Below are 20530 nucleotides of genomic sequence, written 5' to 3'. Positions count from 1 at the left end.
TCCGTCCGGGTCCTCAGAGGTCGCCGTCGCCGCGGCTGGGCAGCCCGGTCTGGACGGCGATCGCGTTCCACAGCGCCGAGGCCTGCTTCTTCGCGGTGGTCGCCGTGCCGCTGGCCTGCACGGCGTTCTTGTAGTGCTGGTTGTCCTGCTTCTTCGGGTCGCAGGCGCCCGGGGCCTGGGAGTCGCCCGCCCAGGCCGCGTACTCGTCGTCGGCCTGCGCCGAGGCCGTCCAGGCCGCGTTGAGCTGGTCGACCAGCTGCTGGCCGCCGGGCAGCTTGTCCGTCTTCAGCTGGCCGAGCTTCGTCTGCAGCTCGCGCCGCTTGCCGGCCGCGCCGCTGAGCGCCTGCTGCGACTCGGGCAGCTTGTCGCACTTCTGCACCGAGGAGACCGCGCCGACCACCGCCGAGCGGCTGTCGCTCGCCGTGCCCAGCAGGTCCGACAGCGGCTGCGCCTGGGCCTTGACGTCCGGGTCGACGGCCGCGCCCGAGCCGCTGGCGCTCGCCGTGCCGGGTGCGGTGCTGCCGGTGGCGGCCACCGTGCCGGTCTTCTTGTCGCCGCCGGAGGCGGTGTCGTCCCCGTTCATCAGGACCGCGACCAGCACGCCGGCCGCCGCGAGGCCCGCCAGCACACCGCCGATGACCAGCTTGTTGGAGGGGCGGCCGCCGCGGGCCCGCGCCGCCGGCGCCGCCGACGGCACCGCCTGGGTGGCCTCGAAGCCCTGCCCGTAGCCCTGGTCCTGGTAGGCCGGTGCGGCCTGCTGCGGCACGACCTGCTGGCCCGCCGGCGGGTAGCCGTACCCGCCCGGGGCGGGCTGGTGCTGCTGCGGGTAGCCGGGCTGGGCCTGCTGAGCCGGGTAGCCGCCGCCCCGCGGGTCCGCGACCGGGTACGGCGGGAGGTGCTGCGTCTCCGGCGCGTGGTCCTGCTGCGGGACGCCGTAGCCGGGCTGCGGCGCACCGGCCCACGGGGGCTGCTGGGCCGGCATGGCCTGGGTCGGCAACGCGTGCGCGCCGTCGCCGAGGTACTCCGGCTGCCCGGAGGGCTGGCCCACCGGCGGCACCGGCGCCTGGTTCTGCGGGTGGCCAGGCTGGCCCGGCTGCCCCTGGGGCTGCTGGCCGGGCTCGGGGCGGAACAGGTCGTCCAGGTTGAAGTCACCCGAGTTGGGGTACGAGCGGCGCTGGCTCAACGCGATTCCTCACCTGTGCACGACCGCGCGCTGACGGCGGACCACATCTCGTCGGTTCTTGGGAGCATCACAGTTCCTTGGACGTCACGCCCACGCTACCGGTTCGCCGAACCGGGTGGCCACGCGGGCGGGACATCCCTCACACACTCCCCTCACAGCCCCCGGACCCGGGGCTCAGAGCCTCGCCGGACGGCCCCTGGGCCGCCTGGCTGCTCCTCCCCTAGGCGGCCTCCGCGTCCGCCCGGGCGTGGAACTCGCGGACCACCCGCTGCTCCCGGTACGGCTCCAGGCGGCGCCGGAACTCGTCCAGGTACTCCACGCCGCGGTTGGACCGCAGCCCGCTCAGCAGCCGGACCGCCTGCGCCCCCGTCTCGCAGGCCCGCTCGAGGTCCCGCTGCTGCAGCTGCGCGGTGGCGAGCAGCACGAGGTCGACCGCGCGGCGGCGGACCCGGGTCGGCGGGTGCAGGTCGAGCGCCCGGCGGGCGTAGTGCTCGGCCTGCCCCGCCTGTTCCAGGTCGCGGTGGCAGTGGGCCAGTTCGTCCGCCAGGTAGGCGTCGTCGAAGTGGACGATCCAGTCCGGGTCGTCCTCCGGGCGGCGCTTCTCCATCATCTCCAGCGCCTTGGCCGCGACCGCCTCGCAGGAGCGGGCGTCCCCGAGCAGGGCGTGGCCGCGGGCCTCGGCGGCGTAGAACATGGCCATCGCCGTCGGGGTGGCCACCGTGCGGGCGCCCTCCTGGGCGGCGCGGGCGAGCTGGGCGATCTCCCGCGGGTTGCCGAGGGTGGCCGCCAGGTGGCTCATCGAGGCCGCCAGCACGTAGCCGCCGTAGCCGCGGTCGTCGGCCGCCTGGGCGAGGCGCAGCGCCTGGATGTAGTACCGCTGGGCCAGCCCGGGCTGCCCGGTGTCCACCGCCATGTAGCCGGCCAGTTCCGTCAACCTGGCCACGGCGGCGAAGAGTTGGCGCCCGGTCTCCTCCCGGTAGGCGCCGCCGAGCAGGCTGGAGACCACCGAGTTGAGGTAGTGCACCACGACCGGGCGGACGTGACCGCTGCCGAAGCGGTGGTCCAGGTCGACCAGCATGGTGGTGGTGGCCTTGATCGCGGCCACGTCGGTCGGGCCCACCCGGGGGCCGCCGGTGCGGGCCACCACCGGGTCGGGCGGGGTGATCAGCCAGTCGCGGCTGGGCTCCACCAGGGCGGAGGCCGCGACCGTCGCCCCGGTCAGGAAGTCCCGCCGGCCGACGTCGCTGCGCCACAGCTCGCAGACCTGTTCCAGCGCGGCGTTCAGGGTCGGCGCGAACTGCAGCCCGATGCCGGAGCTGAGGTTCTTGCCGTCCGCCATGCCGATCTCCTCGACCGACACGCTGCGGCCGAGCTTGCGGCCGAGCGCCTCGGCGATCACGGCCGGCGCCTGCCCGCGCGGCTGCTGCCCGCGCAGCCAGCGGGCGACGGAGGTCTTGTCGTAGCGCAGGTCCAGGCCGTGTTCGGCGCCGCAGAGGTTGACCCTGCGGGCGAGGCCCGCGTTGGAGCAGCTGGCCTCCTGGATCAGTTGCTGCAGACGCTCGTTGGGCTGTCGTGCGACGAGTGGTCTCGCGGCCATTGGGCTTCGCCTCCCCACACCCTCCGGTCCCGGCCGGCGGGCGACGCTTCTGCTGATCTGTTGCCGACTGTCCGACCGTCCAAGGAATCTGACACAAGGTTAGCGATCAGCAACGCCAGCGGGATACCCACGGTGACGAACCGCACCCCCCACGCGCCCTGGGAAATGCTCCCGTGCGCCCCCACTGCGCCCACCCCCGCCCGCCCCAACTCGGTCGGGTAACCGGATCGGGTGACATTGCCGGGATGCGCCCAACCGGCTGGCACCGGGCCGTAACCAGCCTCACACACGGTAGTTGAGCAGCGCGTGGAAGACATCCCCGACTCCCCCGACCAGGGCAAGAACGCCGGACTGCCCCCGCTGCTCATCGAAGCCGTCGGCTACGCCGAGACCCGCCACTGGGAGGTGGCCCCGGGTGCCTGGCTGATCGACGGCGACGGGCCCGCCCGCTGCTCCTGCGGCGACCCGCGCTGCCCGCTGCCGGGGGCCCACCCGCTGGACGCGGACTGGGCCCGCAAGGCGAGCGCGGGGCCCGGCGCGGTGCGGCGCTGGTGGACCGAGCGGCCGCAGGCCTCGATCCTGCTGCCCACCGGCCGGTCCTTCGACGTCCTGGACGTCCCGGAGACGGCCGGGTGCCTGGCACTGGCGCGGATGGAGCGGATGGACCTGCAGCTGGGCCCGGTGGCGGTGCTGCCCGCCGCGCCCGGCCGGATCGGTCGGCGGCTGCACTTCCTGGTACTGCCCGGGGTCGCGGCCAAGCTGCCGGAGATGCTCCGCAAGCTCGGCTGGCCGCCCGGGCGGCTGGACCTGGTCGCCCGCGGCGAGGGGGACTGGACGGTCGCCCCGCCGTCCCGGATCGGGGGCACCGGCTACGCGCAGTGGGCCCGCTCGCCCTCGGCGCTCAACCGCTGGCTGCCGGACGCCGCCGAGCTGATCAGCCCGCTCGCCTACGCCTGCGGGCGCGAGGCGCCGGCCGCCGCCAGGCCCCAGCCCGCCCAGCCGGCGGCGGTGCGCTGAGCCGGTTCGGAGCCCCGGTGCACCGGGCCGCCGCGCCGGTCGGGCGCGGCGGCGGTACGCCGGACGGACGCGGCGGTCCACCGCCCGCGGAACGGCGGCCCTACGCCTATCGGGTGAGGGCGCGCGACGCGCGACACCCTGCGCGCGACTGACGGGCCCCGTCTCCCACCGGAGACGGGGCCCGTCACACGCAGGGGCGGATAAGGCCTCGGTCTACCCGCTGGTCAACGGCGAAAGCCCCTCGGACGAGTGACAACGCTCAAGGATTGCCATGATCGGCCGAGGGGAGGATTTGCGGTGCGAGGGGACGCCGGAGGGAGCGCTCGGACGGGGAAGCCGGGCGGGGCGGTGGAGGGGACGGGAGGGAGCGGAGGGGACGGGAGGGACGGGGAGGGCGAGAGGGCCCGCTGCACGGGGAGCAGCGGGCCCTCTCGTTGTGCCCGGCGCCGTTCGGCGCGCTCCGGCCGGCGCTCCGGCCGGGAGACCGGCGGGCGTCCCGGGGGGCGCCTCAGGCCTGGGCGACGAACACGTGCTGGGCGATGTCCTTGCCGATCTCGGCCGCGTGCTCGCCGGTGCCGACGAGCACCCCGCCGACGCCGGCGCTGACCTGCACGGTGGAGCCTGGCCGGACCCCGGCCCGGCGCAGCGTGCGCATCAGCTCGCCGTCCGTCTGGATCGGCTCGCCGATCCGGCGGACCACGACGCTGGCGCCCTCGTCGCCCGGGCGGACGGTGTCCAGCGGGACGAGCGCCGCGTCGAAGCCCTCACCCTCGGCCTTGGCGTCGCCCAGCTCGTCCAGGCCCGGGATCGGGTTGCCGTACGGGGACTGGGTCGGGTGGCCGAGCATGGCGAGCACCTTGCGCTCGACCGTCTCGCTCATCACGTGCTCCCAGCGGCAGGCCTCCTCGTGCACCTGCTCCCACTCCAGGCCGATCACGTCGACGAGCAGGCACTCGGCGATCCGGTGCTTGCGCATCACGCGCACGGCGAGCCGGCGGCCGTCCTCGGTGAGTTCGAGGTGGCGGTCCCCGGCGACCTGGAGCAGCCCGTCCCGCTCCATCCGGCCGACCGTCTGGCTGACCGTCGGGCCGCTCTGCTCCAGTCGCTCGGCGATCCGGGCACGCATCGGGACGATGCCCTCTTCCTCCAGTTCCAGGATGGTGCGAAGGTACATCTCAGTGGTGTCGATCAGCCCAGACATCGCCGCTGGCTCCGTTCTTCGGTGTCCTCACCGCCAATTCTGACCTACCGGACCGACAACCGGGCCCGCACGGGGGCTCCGGTGAGCGGTTTTCGTTCCTGTTGACAGCGGTGCCGCCGGGGCGCCACGGTGCTCGCCGTAGCTTTCTCCACTGGCGGTGCGGACCACTCCGGCCGTCCCACCCGGCCGGCTCCCCCACCGGCAGAGAGCGGAGGCAACAGATGAACGACCTGGTCGGCCGGTACTTCGACGCCGCGATCGCCCACCTCCAGCGGGTCCGCGAGGAGGAGGCCGAGGCCATCGAGGCCGCCGCGGAGCTGCTCGCGGAGGCGATCGCCGAGGGCCGCCGGGTGTTCACCTTCGGTGCCGGGCACTCCGCGCTGGCCGCCCAGGACGTGGTGTACCGGGCCGGCGGGCTGGTCCCGGTGAACCTGCTGAACGTCCCGGGGATGGCCGGGGTGACGGTGATGCCCGCGCCGCTGTCCAGCGCGCTGGAGCGGGTCTCCGGCCTGGCCACCACCACGCTGGACCTGACCCCGGCCACCGGCGGCGACCTGCTGTTCGTGATCTCGTTGTCCGGACGCCAGGTGATGCCGGTCGAGCTGGCCCGGTACGCCCGGGAGCGCGGCCTCAAGGTGGTCGGGGTGACCTCGCTCGCCTACCCGGGCGAGGTGCCCTCGGCGCACCCGTCCGGCAGCTACCTCAAGGACCACTGCGACGTGGTGCTGGACAACAAGATCGCGGTCGGCGACGGCGAGCTGACCCACCCGGCCGCCGAGACCACCTTCGGCCCGGTCTCCACCATCGTGACCAGCGCGCTGATGCAGGCCGTGGTCGCCTCCGCGGTCGGCCGGCTGGCCGACGCGGCGGCCGCCGGCACCGCCGCCGCCCCGCCGCTGTTCCGGTCCGGGAACGTCCCGGGCGGCACCGAGTGGAACGCCAAGCAGATGGCCGACAACGCCGACCGGATCCTCTACACCTACTGACCGCCGGCCGTACACCTGCCGACCGCCACCGGCACCCCCCGCGACACGGAGTGTCCGTCCGGCCACCGGACGCACCCGGCCCGGACAACCACCGGGGCTTCCCGGCCATTGCGGGCCGCCCCGGACCGGGCCAGGCGTACCGGGAAGCCGCCCGGGGCAGGACAGCGGTGCGACCGGAGCGACGGGTGGGGGCCGAGCATGGCGTCTGGGGCGGAACGGGCGGGGCGGGTGCGCGAGCGGGAGCTGCTGCCGGAGTTCTTCTGGACCGCCGACGCGGCCTCGCTGCGCGGCCAGCGCCGCTCGGTGCTGCTCTCCGCCTGGGAGCTGCTCCTGCTGGTCGCCGCCGCCGCGACCGGGTCGGCCGACGGCGCCCCGTGGGCCTGGCCGGCGGCCGTCGCCTACCTGGGGGCGATCGTCCTCGCGGTGGTGATCAGCCGGCAGAACCCGCAGGGCCTCTGGTACGAGGGCCGGGCCGCCGCCGAGTCGGTCAAGACGCTGGCCTGGAAGTTCGCCGTCCGGGCGGACGCCTTCCAGCCGCCGCCGCGCAGCCTGCCGGACGCCGAGGGCCTCTACCGCTTCCAGCTCGACCGGGTGCTGGGCGCCTTCCGGGGCGGCCCGGTCGCCGTCGCGACGGCGGAGCGGCCCCCGGACCCCGCCGACCCCCCGGACCCCGCCGACCCCGGCGGACCGGCCGGCATCACGGCGGCGATGCGCGGGCTGCGCGAGCAGCCGCTGGCGGTGCGCCGCGAGGTGTACCTGCGGGAGCGGATCCAGGTCCAGCACGACTGGTACCGCGCCAAGGCCCGGTACTGCGCGCGGGCGGGCGACGTGGCCGGGGTGCTGGGCGTGGTGCTCCCGGCGCTCGGGCTGGTGCTCGCGGTGCTGCGGGCGCTCGGCGCGTTCGGCTACGACGCGCTGGGCACGGTCTCGGCGGTGGCCGCCTCGGTGACCGCGTGGGCCCAGCTGCGCCAGTACCGCCCGCTCGCCGCCGCCTACGGGCTGGCCGCCGACGAGCTGGACCTGATCCGGCGCCAACTGGCCGCGCTGGACGTGGCCTCGGACGACGCCGAGGAGCTCTGGGCCAGGCTGGCCCGGGACGCCGAGGACGCGGTGTCCCGCGAGCACACCACCTGGCAAGCCCGCCGGGAGATCCGCACCACCACCGACCGGGACCACTGAGGAGGCCGCAGGTGTCGTTACGGATGGTCAAGGCGGCGGACGGCCGCGCGCTCGCCGTGGAGTCGCTGGGCGACCCCCGCGGGCGTCCGGTCTTCCTGTTGCACGGCATGCCCGGCAGCCGGGTCGGGCCGCACCCGCGCAGCACCGTGCTGTACCGGCTGGGCGTCCGGCTGATCTCCTACGACCGGCCCGGCTACGGCGACTCCACCCGGCTGTTCGGCCGCCGGGTGAGCGCCGCGGCGGCCGACGTGCGGACCATCGCGGACGACCTGGGCCTGGACGGCTTCGCGGTGCTCGGCCGCTCCGGTGGCGGACCCCACGCGCTGGCCTGCGCGGCGCTGCTGCCGGAGCGGGTCAGCCGGGTGGCGGTGCTGGTCGGGCTGGCCCCGCACAACGCGGCCGGCCTGGACTGGTACGCGGGGATGACCCCGTCCAACGTGCACGCCTACCAGGAGGCCGAGCGCGGGCACGGCCGGATCGCCGACGCGATGGAGTTCCGCTCCCGCCAGATCAAGGACGACCCGGTGCGGCTGCTGAACGGCCTGCGGCCCGAACTGTCGCCCGCCGACCGGGAGGTGGTGGCCGACAGCGGGCTGCGGCGGATGCTGGAGAGCAACTACCGGGAGGCGTTCCGGCACGGCGCCGACGGCTGGATCGACGACGTGCTGGCCTTCACCGCCGACTGGGGGTTCAAGGTCGAGGACGTCGCGGTGCCGGCCTGGCTGTGGCACGGCGCCGACGACCAGTTCTCGCCGGTCGAGCACTCCCGCTGGCTGGCCGACCACATCCCGGGCGCCGAGCTCTTCCTGGAGCCCGGCGCCGCGCACTTCGGGGCGTTCCGGGTGCTCACCACCGCCCTGGCCTGGGCGGCCGGCTGATCCCCGACCCGGTCGGGGCCGCGCCCGCTGGGGGCCCGTGCCCGCCGGGCCGGGCACCCGTCAGGCCGGCACCGGGGTGACCGGCGCTCCCCCGCCGAGGACGGCGAGCACGTTGTCCACCGCCAGGCCGCCCATCGCCTGCCGGGTGCGGACCGTGGCGCTGCCCAGGTGGGGTGCGAGCACCGCGCGCTCCTGGGCGAGCAGCGCGGACGGGACGGCCGGCTCGTGCTCGAAGTTGTCCACGGCCGCGGCGAACAGCGCCCCGGACTCCAGCGCGGCGGCGAGCGCCTCCTCGTCCACCACCCCGGCGGTCATGCTGACCACCACGGCGCCGCGCGGCAGCAGGGCGAGCCGGCGGGCGTCCAGGAGGTGTCGGGTGGCGGCGCTGAGCGGGGCGGTGACGACCAGCACGGTGGAGGCGGCGAGCAGCTCCTCGAGCGGCAGCCAGGCGGCGCCGTCGGCCTGCTCGGGCGGGAGTTCGCGGCGGTTGTGGTAGCTGACGGGCATGTCGAAGGCGCGGGCCCGGCGGGCCACCGCCTGCCCGATCCGGCCCATGCCGAGCACGCCGAGCGGGGTGCCGGCCAGTTCCATGCCGAGCAGGAAGTTCGGCGCCCAGGTCCAGGGGCTGCCGGAGCGCAGCAGGCGCTCGCCCTCGCCGAGCCTGCGGGTGGCGGCCAGCAGCAGCGCCCAGGCCATGTCGGCGGTGGCGGTGGTGAGCACCCCGGGGGTGTGGGAGACCAGGACGCCGCGTTCGGCGCAGGCGGCCAGGTCGATGTTGTGGTACCCCACCGCGTGGTTGGCCACGATGGCGAGGGACGGCCCGGCGGCGTCCAGGAACTCGCCGTCCACCCGGTCGTCGAGGGTGGTGAGCACGGCCCGCCGGCCGCGGACGGCGGCCAGCAGCCCGGCCCGGTCCATCGCCTCGTCGGAGTCGTGGCAGGTGACGGCGTGGTGCGCGGTGAGCCGTTCGATCACCCCGGGCGCGAGGCGGCGGGTGACCAGGACCGGGGGCGGGAGCTGCTCCATGGGTCGGCAGCGTACCCGGCCCCCGGTGCCGGGCCGGTCACACCGGCTGCGGTTCCAGGTCGCGGTTGATCCGCTTCCAGCCCCGGGCGGACACCGTGTTGGGGTGTTCCTCGCCGAACTGACGGATCAGTTCGGCGATCGCGCGGGCCCGCAGTTCGGCCGCCTGGGTGTGCCGGTTGGCCGCGCGCAGGGTGATCGCCAGGTTGGCCTCGCAGGCGACGGCGTCCGGGTGCCGGGGCGTGTAGCGGTCGCAGAGGCCCTGGTAGGCGGCCCGGCCGAGCTCCTCGGCGAGGCCGATCTGGCCGTCGTCGCCGTAGGCGTTCGCCAGGTTGATCATCGCGTTGAGGGTGTACGGGTGCTCCGGCCCGACCGAGTCGGTCAGGCCCCGGACGGTGGCCAGGCCGCGCTCGATGGCGCCCTGGATGTCGCCGCTGCCGCGCAGGTAGATGCCCAGGTTGTTGGCGCAGGCCAGGGTGAACGGGTGCTCGTCGCCGAACAGCCGCCGGTGGCCCTCGAACACGGTGGCGCAGAGGTCCCGGGCGGCCTCCTTGTCGCCGGAGGCGCTGTGGTCGGCGGCCAGGTTGAGCGCGCAGGCGAGCGCGTCCGGCGCGTCGGCCCCGTAGCGCTCCAGGTAGCGCTCGTAGGTCTCCTTGGTGATCCGGCGGGCCTCGGCGAGCTGGCCCATCCGGCGCAGCGAGACGGCCAGCGACTTGGCGTTGCGCAGGCTCTCGGGCAGGCCCGGGTCCAGCCCGTCGCCGAAGTCCGCGGTGACCTCCTGGAGCAGGTCCGCGGAGCCGCGGTAGTCGCCGAGTTCGCGCAGGTCCCGGGCCAGGGCGGACTTGGTGATCAGCGTGTAGGGGTGCTTGGGGCCCAGGACGGCGGTGCGCCGGTCGAGGGTCTCCTGGTCGAGTTCGCGGGCGGCCTCGCTCTCGCCGACCAGCCGGTAGTCGATGGCCAGGTTGTTCGCCATCGACAGGGTGCGCGGGTTGTCGTCGCCGAACAGCTCGCGGAACTGGTCGAGGATCTCCCGGTCGAGGTCGAGCGCGGCCTGGAACCGGCCGAGCGCGCGGCGGTCGGCGCCGAGCGAGCCCGCGGTCATCAGTGTGTAGGGGTGGTGCTCGCCGAGCAGCACCCGCTGGCGTTCCAGGGTGGCCTCGTCCAGGGCCAGCGCCTCCGCGTAACTGCCCTGGGACCGCAGCACGTTGGCGAGCTGGAAGCGCAGCAGCAGGGTCTGCCGGTCGTCCTCGCCGAGCTTGCGGGTCCACTCGTCGTCGAGCGCGTGGCCGAGGTCGCGGGCGCGGTCGAGCTCGCCGCGCTTCCAGAGGTAGCGGACGCGGTCGATGAGCAGCTGGCGGGTGTCGGCCTCGTCGCAGTTGTGCGCCTTGGACGGCGACAGGTGCGGCCAGATCTCGTCGAAGGCGGGCCAGTTGGCGGGGTCGTCGGTGTCGCCGAGGACGGGCCGGGCGCCGGTGAGGATGCGGTGCACCTCGTGGACGGCGACCTCCTGCTCCTCGTCGGTCATCTCGGCGCGGATCACCGCCTGGACGAGCCGGTGCACCTGGAAGCTGTTGCTGCCGGCGTCGACCTTGGCCAGCGCGTACCGGCCGATCGCCTGGATCACCTTGCCCAGCATGAACTTGTCGCTGAGGTCGGCGTCGTACTTCACCAGCGCCCGGATCATCTGGTCGCTGTAGAAGAGGTTCATCGAGATCGGCTCGGGCGCGAAGAACGCGCAGAGCTGGAGCAGCCGCACGGCGGCCGGGGACTGCTGGCGCAGCCGTCCGATCGACACGTTCCAGGTGGCGCCGACCGGCGTCGGGTAGTCGGCGGGCCGGGCGACGGCCAGCGCGCGGGCGGCCTCGGCGTGCAGCTGGGCGACGTAGGTCTCCACCGGGGTGCCGGTGGTGTCCAGCCAGGCGGCCGCGACCTCGACGGCGAGCGGCAGGTCGCCGACGGCCTCGGCGACCCGGTCGGCGTCCGGGCGGGACAGTCCGCGGGCCCGCCGGCACAGGTGCTCGACGCTCTCGCCGCGGGTGAAGACGTCCACCTCCAGGGCCTCGGCGTGCCCGCTCCAGGCCTGGTTGCGGGAGGTGACCAGGATGTGGCCGGAGCCGCCGGGGAAGAAGCGGCGGATCTCGGACGGCTCGTCGGCGTTGTCGAAGATCAGCAGCCAGCGCTGGGTCGGGACGCCGCGCCGCAGCGCCTCCCGGGCGGCCTCGGCGGCCTCGGTCACCGAGTCGCCGACCCGCAGGCCCAGCCGGCGGGCCAGGTCGGCCAGCGCGGGGGCGACGAGTTCGGTCTGCTCGGCGTCGATCCACCACACCAGGTCGTAGTCGGACATGAAGCGGTGCGCGTACTCCAGCGCGACCTGGGTCTTGCCGACGCCGCCCAGCCCGTACAGGGTCTGCGGGGTGGGCAGCACGGCCGCCATGCCGCCGCGCAGCTGGTTGCGCAGCTGTTCCAGGACGGCGGCGCGGCCGGTGAAGGAGGGGTTGCGCGGCGGCACGTCCCACACCGCGGGCTTGCTCCCGGGGAAGCGCGGACCGCCGCCGTTGGACTCGGTCAGCGCGACGTCGCCGCGGCCGAGCGCGCGCAGCAGGGTCTGCACGGACTGAGCCTCGTCGCGGCCCACCAGGTCGACCGGGTTGCGGTTGCTGAACGGCGCGGTCAGCCGGACGTCGCCGACCCGGACCGGGACGAGCTGGCGGCGGGTGCCGGACGGGTCGGAGCTGACCACGGACTCCCAGAGCGCCCGGGCCTGCGGGGAGCGCTGGTAGGCGGGCGAGAGCACGGCGACCGTGCGGTAGGCGGCGTCGATGCCGCGCTCCGTCTCCTCCCGCGGGTCGGTGCCGGCGCTCAGGTCGCGCGGCAGCACCCGGAAGCCGGCCCGGGTGAGCACGGACTCGATCCAGTCCGCCCACATCCGGTCCTCGGGCACGTAGGAGAGGTAGAGGTCGGCGGGCACGGACGGGCGGCGGCGGGTGAACGCGTCCACGTAGCGCAGCCGCAGCTCCTCGTCGAGCGAGGGCAGCGAGTTGACCCGGCCCTCGGTGATCATCGAGGTGAGCCGCTCGCAGGCGGCCAGCATCGAGGTGGGGGTGCCGGTCTGGTCGCCGAAGGTGGCGAGGATCTCCTCGTAGGCGTAGAACGGCCGGTACGGGATCTCCACCGAGCCCCAGTACTGCGCGAGTTCCTCGCCGTTCAGGCCGACCGGCAAGCCGTCGAAGCGGACCCTGGCGAGCGCCCGGCCGGCGTCGGCCTTCTCCTTCTCGCCCTCGTCGATGCGCATCGGGACGGGCAGGATGCGGATGCCGCGCTCGCGGTAGCGGTCGTGGATGTGCTGGGCGATCCGCGAGGCGCCGTCGATGGACTGGTCGCTCAGGGTGAAGCAGACCACCAGGTCGTCGGGCATCTGCACGGTGCAGATCTCGGCGATGTCGGACAGGCCGGTGCGGGAGTCGATCAGCACGTAGTCGTAGCGCTTGCTCATGTCGGCCTTGAGCGCGTCGAAGAACTGCCCGCCGTCGAAGCGGTCGTAGAAGATGTCCCAGTCCAGGTGGGTGACGGCCTCGGAGTAGTCCCGGTTGAACTGGCCCGCGGAGAGGAAGTCCAGGCTGCCGCCGGCCGGGAACAGCGGCCAGGACAGCGACAGCGCGTGCGGGTGCACCCGGGCGAAGTCCAGGTGCCAGCCCTCGGCGTGCTCGACCGGGCGCAGCGCCTCCTCCCGGTACTCGGCGATCAGGTCCATCATCCCGGTGGTGCCCGCGAGCGAGGCCGGGTCGAGGAAGGGGTGGAAGAACTTGGCCAGGCCCGGCGCCTCCAGGTCCCAGTCGACGGTGAGCACCCGGAAGCCGTTCGCCGCCAGGATCCAGGCGGTGTTGGCGAGCGCCATGGTGCGGCCGGTGCCGCCCTTGTACGAGTAGAAGGTGATGATCCGGCCGTTGCGGTCCTGCTCCCCGCCGTGGCGCAGGGCCTCGCGTTGCGCGGACTCGCGCTGCGCGGCCAGTTCGGCGGCGGTGAGGCCGCCGACGCGGAGGTTCCTGGTGCGGTTCTCGCTCATCTGAATCCTCCCACGGGCGCCATCCCGTCATCGGGGTCATCGCCGTCGTCACGGTCAGGGTGATCGTCGTGGCCGTAGCGGTCCGGGTGGCCGGCGGGCCCCGCGCCCGGACCGCGCCGGAACGCGTCCCGCAGGCTGGGCCGGGGCGGCGCCGGGTCCTCCGGTTCGGCGCGGGTGCGCCCCTCGAAGGCGTACTTGGCCTTCATGGCGGCCCGGGGCAGTGCGTCGTCGAAGTCCTCCAGGGTGTTGAGCCCGGTCGGGCCGGTGACGCCGAGGAAGCTGGGGCGGCTCGCCCGCCGGGTGATGCGCAGCGTCTGGTCGCTCAGGTCGCCGAGTTCGCCGCCGCGTTCCTCGCACTCGGGGTCCTCGGTGTTCCACGGCTCCAGGACGCTCACCCAGGTGGCGTCGGAGCGGTCGAAGCGGCGGACGAGCTCGCGGCGGTCCGGGTCGCACAGCGCCCAGCGGTCCAGCAGCAGGAGGCCGGGTGCGGCGGCGTCGCCGCCGATGATCGACTCGACCTCCTCGTCGAACTCGTGCACGGTCGGCTGGAACCCCAACTGCCGCGCCAGCCGCACCGCGTGCTGCGCGATCGGCGACCCGGCCGGCCGGTACGGGTGCCAGTCGGTGCGCCGGGCGCCGTAGAAGTCGGGGTTGCGGTCGGCCGGCAGCTCGCCCTGGTGGTAGGCGAGCACCGAGATCCGCAACTGCTTCGTCGGCGCGGTGACGTTGAACGCGCTGGGCAGCCCGTTGAAGTCGAGGCGCCGCCCGACCGGGATCACCGTCTCCTCGGCCACCTGCACGATCCGCGCGGCCAGCCGGTGCACGGCCAGTTCGTAGGCGGAGCGGAAGTAGCTGAGCTTCATCAGCGCGTACAGGCCCTCGGTGGCGTAGTCCGGCCCGAAACTCGCGTGGTTGAACTGCAGTTCACCGGCCACCCCGGGCAGCCGGTAGCGGCTCATCGGCGCCCAGAGCACCGGCACGATGCCACTGGTGCGCTCCGAGTCCATCGTCGCCGGGTACACCGGGCGGCGGGTGAAGGCGTGCCACTCCTGGCCGCACGGGACGCTGTTGAAGTACCGCGGCGAGTACAGCGGCACGAAGACCCGGCAGGTCGCCAGCTCGTCGGCCAGCCGCTCGGCCCACAACTCGCCCTGGTGCATGGACTCGTCCATGAAGCCGACGGGCACCCCGGCCGGCACCGTGGTCAGCTGCAGGACCGCCTCGCAGAGGTCCCGGTACAGCTGGCGCACCCAGTGGTTCGGGTCGCCGGCCCCGCGGGCGCCGGCCTTCGGGGTGTGCGCGTAGGAGAGGAAGAAGTACGGCCGGGCGTCGTCCTCGTCCCAGCCACGGTCGTTCACACGCGCCTCCCCCGGGCCCGTCGGCAACCTGGTTCCCGCAGCCCCCGTGCGCGGGGCTTCAGTGTAGGAACGACTGACGCCCCAGGGGAATAGCACAACGACTCGCACGAATTGACATGACCGAAACGATGGCGGTCCGACGTGCGGTCGACCGCGGTCGCGCTAGGACTTCTTGATCGTCGACAAGTCGATGATCTGGTCGGCGGGCGGCATCGTGACGGTGACGGGCGCGTCGTAGTCGGAGAAGTCCATCGTCACGCCGTCCGTGGCCCCCTCCAGGCGCATCGACTCGACCCGGACCGGTCGCGCCGGGCCCTCCACGGCGACGTACCCCCGGTAGCTTCCGCCGTCCTGCGAGCCCGAGAAGATCGCCACCGTCTTCTGCCCGTTCACCGTCTGGGCGCCGTCCGAGTTGACCAGCTTGTACCAGTCGCCGTCGCCGAACACCGGAGTGCCCTTCAGGTCGCAGAAGGACCCGACGACGGACAGGTCGTCGCCCGCTTTGGCCCGGATCCACCGGCCCTTGCCCAGCTCCGCCGCGGCGGCGCCGGCCAGCTTGGCGAGCAGTGCGGCGTCCTCCTTGACCAGGGTCTGTCCCGCGGTCCGCAGGATCTCGGCCTTGCCGTCCGCCCCGAAGTCGAACGTCCCCGCGCAGTCGCCGTTGGCCGCGGCCGACGCCGTGAAGGTGACCTTCTGGCCCCCTTCCACCGAACTCCCGGTGATCTTCACCGACTTCGCCCGGGCGAACTCCTTGTGCGCCTTCTCCAGGATCGTCCCGCCGGTCGCCGACTCCAGCCGCTCCGCGCTCGCGCTCGCGCTCGGACTGGCGCTCGCCGCACTCCCCGCCGTGTCGCCTCCCCCGCACGCGGCGACCGCACCCAGCGCGACCACGACGACACCCGCAACAGCAACCCGCTTGACGCTCACGCCGAACCCTTCGTGGAGTGACCAACCCCGCGGATCCTACGTCCCGGGCCCGCCGGGCCCGCGGGCGGGGCCCGGTCCGACGACATGGACATGCCCGACGACCGCGGGCGCGCAGGAAGTCGGCCGGACCGACTTCCTGCGCACGGGCGGACGGGCGGACGGGGGCAGGCCCGGACGGGCGTGCCGCCTAGCGGTGCCGGCGGAGGAGGTGTTCGGCGAGGTCGACGGCCTCGCGGACCGGGACGAGGCGGCAGTCGGCGCCGCCGATGCGGCCGGTGGTGACCTGCCGGGCCTCCGCGAGGAAACGTTCACCCAGGGAGCCGAAGTGGAGGTCGTCCAGGTCGGGGGCCTTGAAGGTGATCCAGCCGTCCGGGCCCGCGCAGTGGTACTCGCGCAGCGGGACGTCCGGCATCCGCTGGTCGGCGAGGTGGAAGGCGGTGAAGCGGGACATCGGGACGCCGAGCATCAGCACCCGCGCGTCCAGGTCGTAGAGGCGCCCGAGGGGGGACGCGGGGCCCAGGTGGGAGGTGAGGGGGTGGTCGTGGGTGATCTCGCGGGCGTGCCGCCCGAGGGCGGCCCAGGAGGTCTGCGGGTGGCTGCTGCGCAGCGCGCCCGGGCGGGTGCGGACGGTCTCGGAGAGGGCCCCCATGGTCGTCGAGCAGGGCGTGGCGTCGGGGTCGAAGGGCGGCATCCGGGCCTGGTAGGCGGTCACCTCGGCCGGGGAGAGACCGGCGGTGGCGGCCTTGTGGATCCGCGAGGTGGCGGAGTTCTCGGGCGTGGCGGTGTAGGCGACCAGGGTGCCCCGGTCGCCGAGCACGTCGAGCAGGGCGTCCACCACGGTGTCGGCGCCGCCGTCCACCGGGCCGAGGGCCCGCAGGGAGGCCTGGACGTGCAGCACCGTGCCCGGGCGGACGCCGAGCCGGACGAGGTCGTGGACGAGTTTCCGGCGGGAGAGCGCGGCGGCGACGCTGCCGGCGCGGGATTCGGTCAGGATGACGGTTCCCCGGGGTTGGGCCCCGGGTGAGGGTGTCCCGAGGCGGGCTGGTGTGGTCAGGTGGCGGCGCGTTCCCGCCGGGCGCGGTCGGCGGCCCGTTCGGCGGCGGCGGGCAGCGGCACGGCGAGCCACGGGGTGACGGTCTCGCGCATGCCGTCGGCGAACCGCGAGCCGGCCGCGGTCAGCGATCCGGAGCCGGCCAGCCGCTCGACGGCTTCGGCGGTGTACCGCCGCCAGAGCGCGAACTCGCGCCGCGCCCGGTCGGCGGCCTCGCCCGGCAGACCGTCGTACGCGAGTGCGCGGGTTCCCCAGTACTCGGTGACGGCCAGGTGGGCGTAGGTGCCTTGGAAGAGCCCTTCGAGCGGCCGGGGGTCGGGCCGCCAGGGGGCGAGGTAGAGCGTAGCGTCGCCGCGGTCGAACAGGTCCAGCACGTCGAGGACGGCGCCGAGTTTCACGTGCTGGAACTCGTGGGCGAGCAGCAGGGCGAGGGTGGGTGCGGTGGCGGGCCGGGCGATGGCGACGGCACCGAAGGCCTGGCGGGCGGCCGAGCTGACGTCCCGTCCGGCCGGCCCGGGGCGCAGCGGGGTGACGGTGCCGAGGCCGGCCCCGACGCCGTCCGCGTAGCCGGGCAGGTCCCGGCCGAGCAGCTCCCAGGCCTCGCGCAGGGCGCCCGTCCAGTCGAGCAGTTCGGCGTCGGTGAGGCGGCCGGACACGGGGTGGTCGTGGCTGTCCCGCAGCGGGTCGACGTCCTCCAGCCGGACGGTCCACCCCCCGGCGAGCCGGACGGTCCGCAGCGGTTCGTCCAGCACCGTGCGCACCGTGCCGTCGGCCGCCCGCACGGTGAGGCCCTCGGCCGTGCCGGTGACGACCGCCTCCCCGGCGGGCAGCGCGATCCGTCCGAGGGTCGGCAGGTGCAGCCACCCGTCGCGCACCGGTACGGCGACGGAGTCCCCGCGGCCGGCCCGCACGGCGGCGGCCGCGGCGAGGGCGGCGAGCGGTCCGAGGTCGGTGCCGAGGTCCCCGGCGAGCCGGCGGGCGGCCCAGGCGCGGGCGTACGGGTGGGCGAGGACGGCGTCGACGGCGGCCGGGGCGGCCGTGTCGAGGGCGGCGAGCAGGGACCACGCCTCGCCCCGGGACTGCCCCGAGGCGTCCCAGGCGGCGGCCAGCATGGCCCGGGTGAGGGCGAGTTGGGAGCGGGTGAGGGCGCGCACGGTGTCCGCGCCGCCGTACCCCCGGGCGAGTTCGTCGAGTTGCGGCGGGGTGAGCGCGGTCGGCAGCACGGGTTCGCCGCTCTGCGCCGGCACCGCCGCCGGAGCGCCGTGGGCCGAGATGCCGTTGATCAGGGTCATGAGGTCCCCGCAGTAGACGGAGGGATGGTCGAAGCCGCCCCCCTCATCGTCGCTCCGGTAGCGGTGGGCGTACAGACCGCCTCCGCAGGAGCGCACGACGGGGCAGGCGCGGCACTGTGCGGCGAGCCCGGCGAGGCCGGACTGGCGGGCGGCGATGCCGGGGTGCCGGGCGAGGTCGTCGAGGCTGTGCTCGAAGACGTTGAGGCCGGTGGCGGGCGCGCCGTCGTATGCGGTCTTCAGACTGTCGGCCTGCTCGAAGGTCCCGTCCGTCTCCAGGACGGCCAGGTCGGAGGGTTCCAGCCCGAGGGACTCGGTGAGGCTGGAGAGGCCGCGCCGGGTGCGGTGGACGGATTCGAAGGTGCGCACGGCGAAGGGCCGGCCGCCGGTTTCCCACAGCCTGTGGACGGCGAGCAGCCAGTCGGCGTACGGGGTCTCCCCCAGGGCGGCGGGACGTTTCGGCGGCTCGTCCCAGGTCGCGTGCGGGAGCAGGAAGTCGACCGCGGGGGGTTCCAGTGCGGCCAGCGCGCCGTACACGGCGACCGGGTCGTTCTCCACGTCGACGGTGCACAGCAGCCCGGCGTAGAGGTGCCGGTAGGCGGGTTCGCGCAGCAGCGCGACGGCCCGCAGGACCTGCGGGTGGCTGCTGCGCCCGTCGGCGAAGCGCCGGTGGCGGTCGTTGGCGGCCTTGTCGCCGTCCAGGGAGATGCCGACCTTGACGCCCGTCTCGGCGAACAGGTCGCAGAAGGCGCGGCTGAGCAGCACGCCGTTGGTGTGGATGCGGGCGTCGAGGACGCATCCGGGCGGGAGCGCCGAGCGGAGCGTCGTGACGGCACGGCGGAGCCGTTCCGGGCCGGCGAGCAGGGGCTCTCCCCCGTGCAGGACGACCCGGACGACGGGCAGCCGGTGGGTGGCCGCGTGCTCGCCGATGCGTTCGGCGGCCTTGGCCAGGATCTCGTCACCGACGACCTTGGGTCGGCTGCGCCAGCTGCTGTCGGCGTGCTCGTAGACGTAGCAGTGGTCGCATGCGAGGTCGCACCGGCTGTGCATCTTGATCACGAATTGCGTGAGGGGCAGCGGAATTCGCGTCGTCATGGATCTGGTTCGGTCGAAGCTCGGTCTGGGATCCCGTTCGGGTCTACGGAGCAGGTCAGATCGACGAGTTGAAGGCCGCGACCGGTACGAGACCGGAGTCCGCGCCGGGAAGCGCGCGGCGCAGCTGGTCGGCGATCTCCTCCGCGCCCAGTGCGGCCAGATCAGCGAGGGAGAGGCGCTCCGGGGCTTCCTGAGGGTCAGTCAGGTTGCCGGCCGGCAGGGTGCTGGTTACCGCTGTCATATTCGTTTCCTTATGCACGGTTAGGCACGGCCGAGGGTGGGAAGAGAAACCACCCAAGATTGAGTGGCACCACGATAAGGCTCCGGCGCACCCGAAGACGGCGCATCGAGGTCTCAACTTCGCTTCCCCTGCCGCTCCGCGCCCTGCGGAAGCCTCCACAACCCCAAAAATTCACCCGTTCAGCGGTCGCGCGCTTCGCCCTGGCGCGCGCCGAAGCGCGTCCGCCAGGCCGGCCCGCCACCCCGCACCGCCGCCGCGGAGCGACCGGCGCACGCCCCGGGCGGGCGACCACCACCCACGGCCACCACCGCGGCCGCGACACCCGCCGCCGGCACCGCTGCCGCCGCGCCCGGGCCCGCCGCCCGCCCGGGGTCAGCCGGCGACCCCCAGGGCACCCGCCGCCCGCGCCAGCTCGGCCGTGAACTCCGTTCCGTCGGGCGTCAGTTCACCACTCCCCAGGAGCGTAGCCGCGGCCGCGACGGTGTGCGCCCGCCAGCAGTCGAACTCCCGCCGCGCCCGGGCCCGGTCGCCCTCCCCCGAGCCCGCCTCGGCGCACCAGAAGTCCGCGACCCCCAGGTGGGCGTACGTCCCCTGCAGCAGCGCGCCGACCGGGCGCAGGTCGGGCCGCCAGGGGGCGTGGTAGACGGCCGCGCCGTTGGGCCGGTGCAGCGGCACCAGGTCGAGCAGGGCACCGAGTTGGACGTGCAGGAACTCGTGCACCAGGGCCAGCGCCAGCAGCACCGGATCGCCCGGCAGCGAGGCCGCCACCCCGCCGTAGGCCCGCCGGGCGGCGGCACTGACCGCCGCCCCGCCCGGGGCCGGGCGCAACGGCACGATCACCCCCACGCAGGCCGCGACGGCCCGCGCGTACCCCGGGTGCCGGCGCACCAGGATCCGCCAGGCCCGTTCCAACTGATCCTCCCAGAGCCCGAGTTCCGCAGCTCCGAGCGGACCGGCCGGCGGCCGCCCGTAGTCCACCCGGCGCGGCCCGGCGTGGTCGATCACCGGGCTCCAGCCCAGCCCGTCGCACTCCAGCGCGAGCGCGGGGCCCGACCCGGCCCGGAGGAACGCGGCCAGCCCGTCCAGCGGAACGCGTTCCCCGGCGGCTAGGCCGCGCAGGCAGTCCGCCGCCCAGGCGTCCAACTCGGGCCGCAGCAGCACCTCCTCCCACCGCGCCCGGTCGGCCCGCTGCAGCTCCCGCACCTCGCCGTACGCCGCGCGGTAGCCCTCGTCGTCCGGAGCGGCCCGCCGCAGCGCCAGCAGCAGCAGCGCCCGCTTGCTCAACTGCCCGGCACGCAGCGGTCGGACGGCCTCCGCTCCGCCGCGGGCGGCCGCGATCGCCCGGAACGTCGCCCGGTCCAGCCCGTGGCGGGGCAGCCCGTCCGCCCCGCGCGCGCCCGGCACTCCGGCCGCCACCGCCTCGTCCGTACCCGCCACCGGTC

Annotated in this window: 15 protein-coding genes; 4 read left to right on the top strand and 11 right to left on the bottom strand. The window is 74.7% G+C overall.

Going from position 1 to position 20530, the window contains the following annotated elements; all coding sequences use genetic code 11:
• Positions 1-13: 13 nt before the first annotated feature.
• Both ACFYUY_RS15230 and ACFYUY_RS15225 read right to left on the bottom strand, forming a co-directional pair.
• Positions 14-1183, bottom strand: coding sequence for a hypothetical protein (locus ACFYUY_RS15230; protein WP_387900840.1), 1170 nt, complete (start codon positions 1181-1183; stop codon positions 14-16).
• Positions 1184-1403: 220 nt separating this feature from the next.
• The gene (locus ACFYUY_RS15225) at positions 1404-2780 is read right to left on the bottom strand and encodes a transcriptional regulator (protein ID WP_360212528.1); all 1377 of its coding nucleotides are present in this window, start codon (positions 2778-2780) and stop codon (positions 1404-1406) included.
• Positions 2781-3086: 306 nt separating this feature from the next.
• Between ACFYUY_RS15225 and ACFYUY_RS15220 the strand changes: the two genes are divergently transcribed.
• Positions 3087-3797, top strand: a complete 711-nt coding sequence (locus tag ACFYUY_RS15220) for a bifunctional DNA primase/polymerase (RefSeq protein ID WP_387900838.1) — start codon at positions 3087-3089, stop codon at positions 3795-3797.
• A gap of 508 nt (positions 3798-4305) precedes the next feature.
• Here ACFYUY_RS15220 and ACFYUY_RS15215 read toward each other — a convergent pair.
• The gene (locus tag ACFYUY_RS15215) at positions 4306-4998 is read right to left on the bottom strand and encodes a metal-dependent transcriptional regulator (RefSeq protein ID WP_360212530.1); all 693 of its coding nucleotides are present in this window, start codon (positions 4996-4998) and stop codon (positions 4306-4308) included.
• A 221-nt stretch (positions 4999-5219) separates the two neighbouring features.
• Here ACFYUY_RS15215 and ACFYUY_RS15210 point away from each other — a divergent pair, with 221 nt between their 5' ends.
• The 3 genes from ACFYUY_RS15210 (at position 5220) to ACFYUY_RS15200 (ending at position 8041) form a co-directional block, all read left to right on the top strand.
• A complete protein-coding gene (locus tag ACFYUY_RS15210; protein WP_360212532.1) occupies positions 5220-5984 on the top strand; it encodes a sugar isomerase domain-containing protein in 765 nt (254 codons plus the stop codon).
• Positions 5985-6182: 198 nt separating this feature from the next.
• Positions 6183-7163, top strand: a complete 981-nt coding sequence (locus ACFYUY_RS15205; protein WP_387900836.1) for a DUF4231 domain-containing protein — start codon at positions 6183-6185, stop codon at positions 7161-7163.
• Positions 7164-7186: 23 nt separating this feature from the next.
• The gene (locus ACFYUY_RS15200; protein WP_360212656.1) at positions 7187-8041 is read left to right on the top strand and encodes an alpha/beta hydrolase; all 855 of its coding nucleotides are present in this window, start codon (positions 7187-7189) and stop codon (positions 8039-8041) included.
• Positions 8042-8101: 60 nt separating this feature from the next.
• On the opposite strand, the gene ACFYUY_RS15195 is transcribed toward ACFYUY_RS15200, so the two are convergent.
• The 8 genes from ACFYUY_RS15195 to ACFYUY_RS15160 all read right to left on the bottom strand — a co-directional run bounded on the left by ACFYUY_RS15195 (position 8102) and on the right by ACFYUY_RS15160 (position 20525).
• Entirely contained in the window at positions 8102-9067 is a 966-nt protein-coding gene (locus ACFYUY_RS15195) for a D-glycerate dehydrogenase (RefSeq protein ID WP_360212536.1), read from the bottom strand.
• Between the two features lie 37 nt (positions 9068-9104).
• Positions 9105-13127, bottom strand: a complete 4023-nt coding sequence (gene fxsT, locus ACFYUY_RS15190) for an FxSxx-COOH system tetratricopeptide repeat protein (RefSeq protein ID WP_387900834.1) — start codon at positions 13125-13127, stop codon at positions 9105-9107.
• Positions 13124-14485 carry a TIR-like protein FxsC gene (locus ACFYUY_RS15185; protein WP_360212538.1) on the bottom strand — a complete coding sequence of 454 codons (1362 nt, stop codon included), beginning with the start codon at positions 14483-14485 and terminating at the stop codon, positions 13124-13126. Before ACFYUY_RS15185 ends, fxsT begins: the two co-directional genes overlap by 4 nt.
• A 162-nt stretch (positions 14486-14647) precedes the next feature.
• Positions 14648-15412, bottom strand: coding sequence for a hypothetical protein (locus ACFYUY_RS15180; RefSeq protein WP_387900833.1), 765 nt, complete (start codon positions 15410-15412; stop codon positions 14648-14650).
• Between the two features lie 187 nt (positions 15413-15599).
• Positions 15600-16310 (bottom strand): AAC(3) family N-acetyltransferase, encoded by a 711-nt coding sequence (locus tag ACFYUY_RS15175; RefSeq protein ID WP_360212542.1) that lies wholly within the window; start codon positions 16308-16310, stop codon positions 15600-15602.
• A 152-nt stretch (positions 16311-16462) separates the two neighbouring features.
• Positions 16463-18811: an FxsB family cyclophane-forming radical SAM/SPASM peptide maturase gene (locus ACFYUY_RS15170; protein ID WP_387900831.1), complete on the bottom strand. Its 2349-nt coding sequence runs from the start codon at positions 18809-18811 to the stop codon at positions 16463-16465.
• A 91-nt stretch (positions 18812-18902) separates the two neighbouring features.
• Entirely contained in the window at positions 18903-19088 is a 186-nt protein-coding gene (gene fxsA / locus ACFYUY_RS15165; RefSeq protein WP_360212546.1) for an FxSxx-COOH cyclophane-containing RiPP peptide, read from the bottom strand.
• A gap of 372 nt (positions 19089-19460) precedes the next feature.
• Positions 19461-20525 (bottom strand): aKG-HExxH-type peptide beta-hydroxylase, encoded by a 1065-nt coding sequence (locus tag ACFYUY_RS15160; RefSeq protein ID WP_387900829.1) that lies wholly within the window; start codon positions 20523-20525, stop codon positions 19461-19463.
• Between the last annotated feature and the right edge of the window lie 5 nt (positions 20526-20530).

Source organism: Kitasatospora sp. NPDC004745, from assembly GCF_042873275.1.
Taxonomy (GTDB): Bacteria; Actinomycetota; Actinomycetes; order Streptomycetales; family Streptomycetaceae; genus Kitasatospora.
This window is presented reverse-complemented; position numbering and strand designations above follow the sequence as displayed.

Excerpts from the sequence above, each read along its gene's own strand:
- ACFYUY_RS15225 (WP_360212528.1), bottom strand. The coding sequence starts at position 2,780 with ATGGCCGCGAGACCACTCGTCGCACGACAGCCCAACGAGCGTCTGCAG.
- ACFYUY_RS15195 (WP_360212536.1), bottom strand. The coding sequence starts at position 9,067 with ATGGAGCAGCTCCCGCCCCCGGTCCTGGTCACCCGCCGCCTCGCGCCC.
- ACFYUY_RS15210 (WP_360212532.1), top strand. The coding sequence starts at position 5,220 with ATGAACGACCTGGTCGGCCGGTACTTCGACGCCGCGATCGCCCACCTC.
- ACFYUY_RS15205 (WP_387900836.1), top strand. The coding sequence starts at position 6,183 with ATGGCGTCTGGGGCGGAACGGGCGGGGCGGGTGCGCGAGCGGGAGCTG.
- fxsA (WP_360212546.1), bottom strand. The coding sequence starts at position 19,088 with ATGACAGCGGTAACCAGCACCCTGCCGGCCGGCAACCTGACTGACCCT.
- ACFYUY_RS15200 (WP_360212656.1), top strand. The coding sequence starts at position 7,187 with ATGGTCAAGGCGGCGGACGGCCGCGCGCTCGCCGTGGAGTCGCTGGGC.
- fxsT (WP_387900834.1), bottom strand. The coding sequence starts at position 13,127 with ATGAGCGAGAACCGCACCAGGAACCTCCGCGTCGGCGGCCTCACCGCC.
- ACFYUY_RS15215 (WP_360212530.1), bottom strand. The coding sequence starts at position 4,998 with ATGTCTGGGCTGATCGACACCACTGAGATGTACCTTCGCACCATCCTG.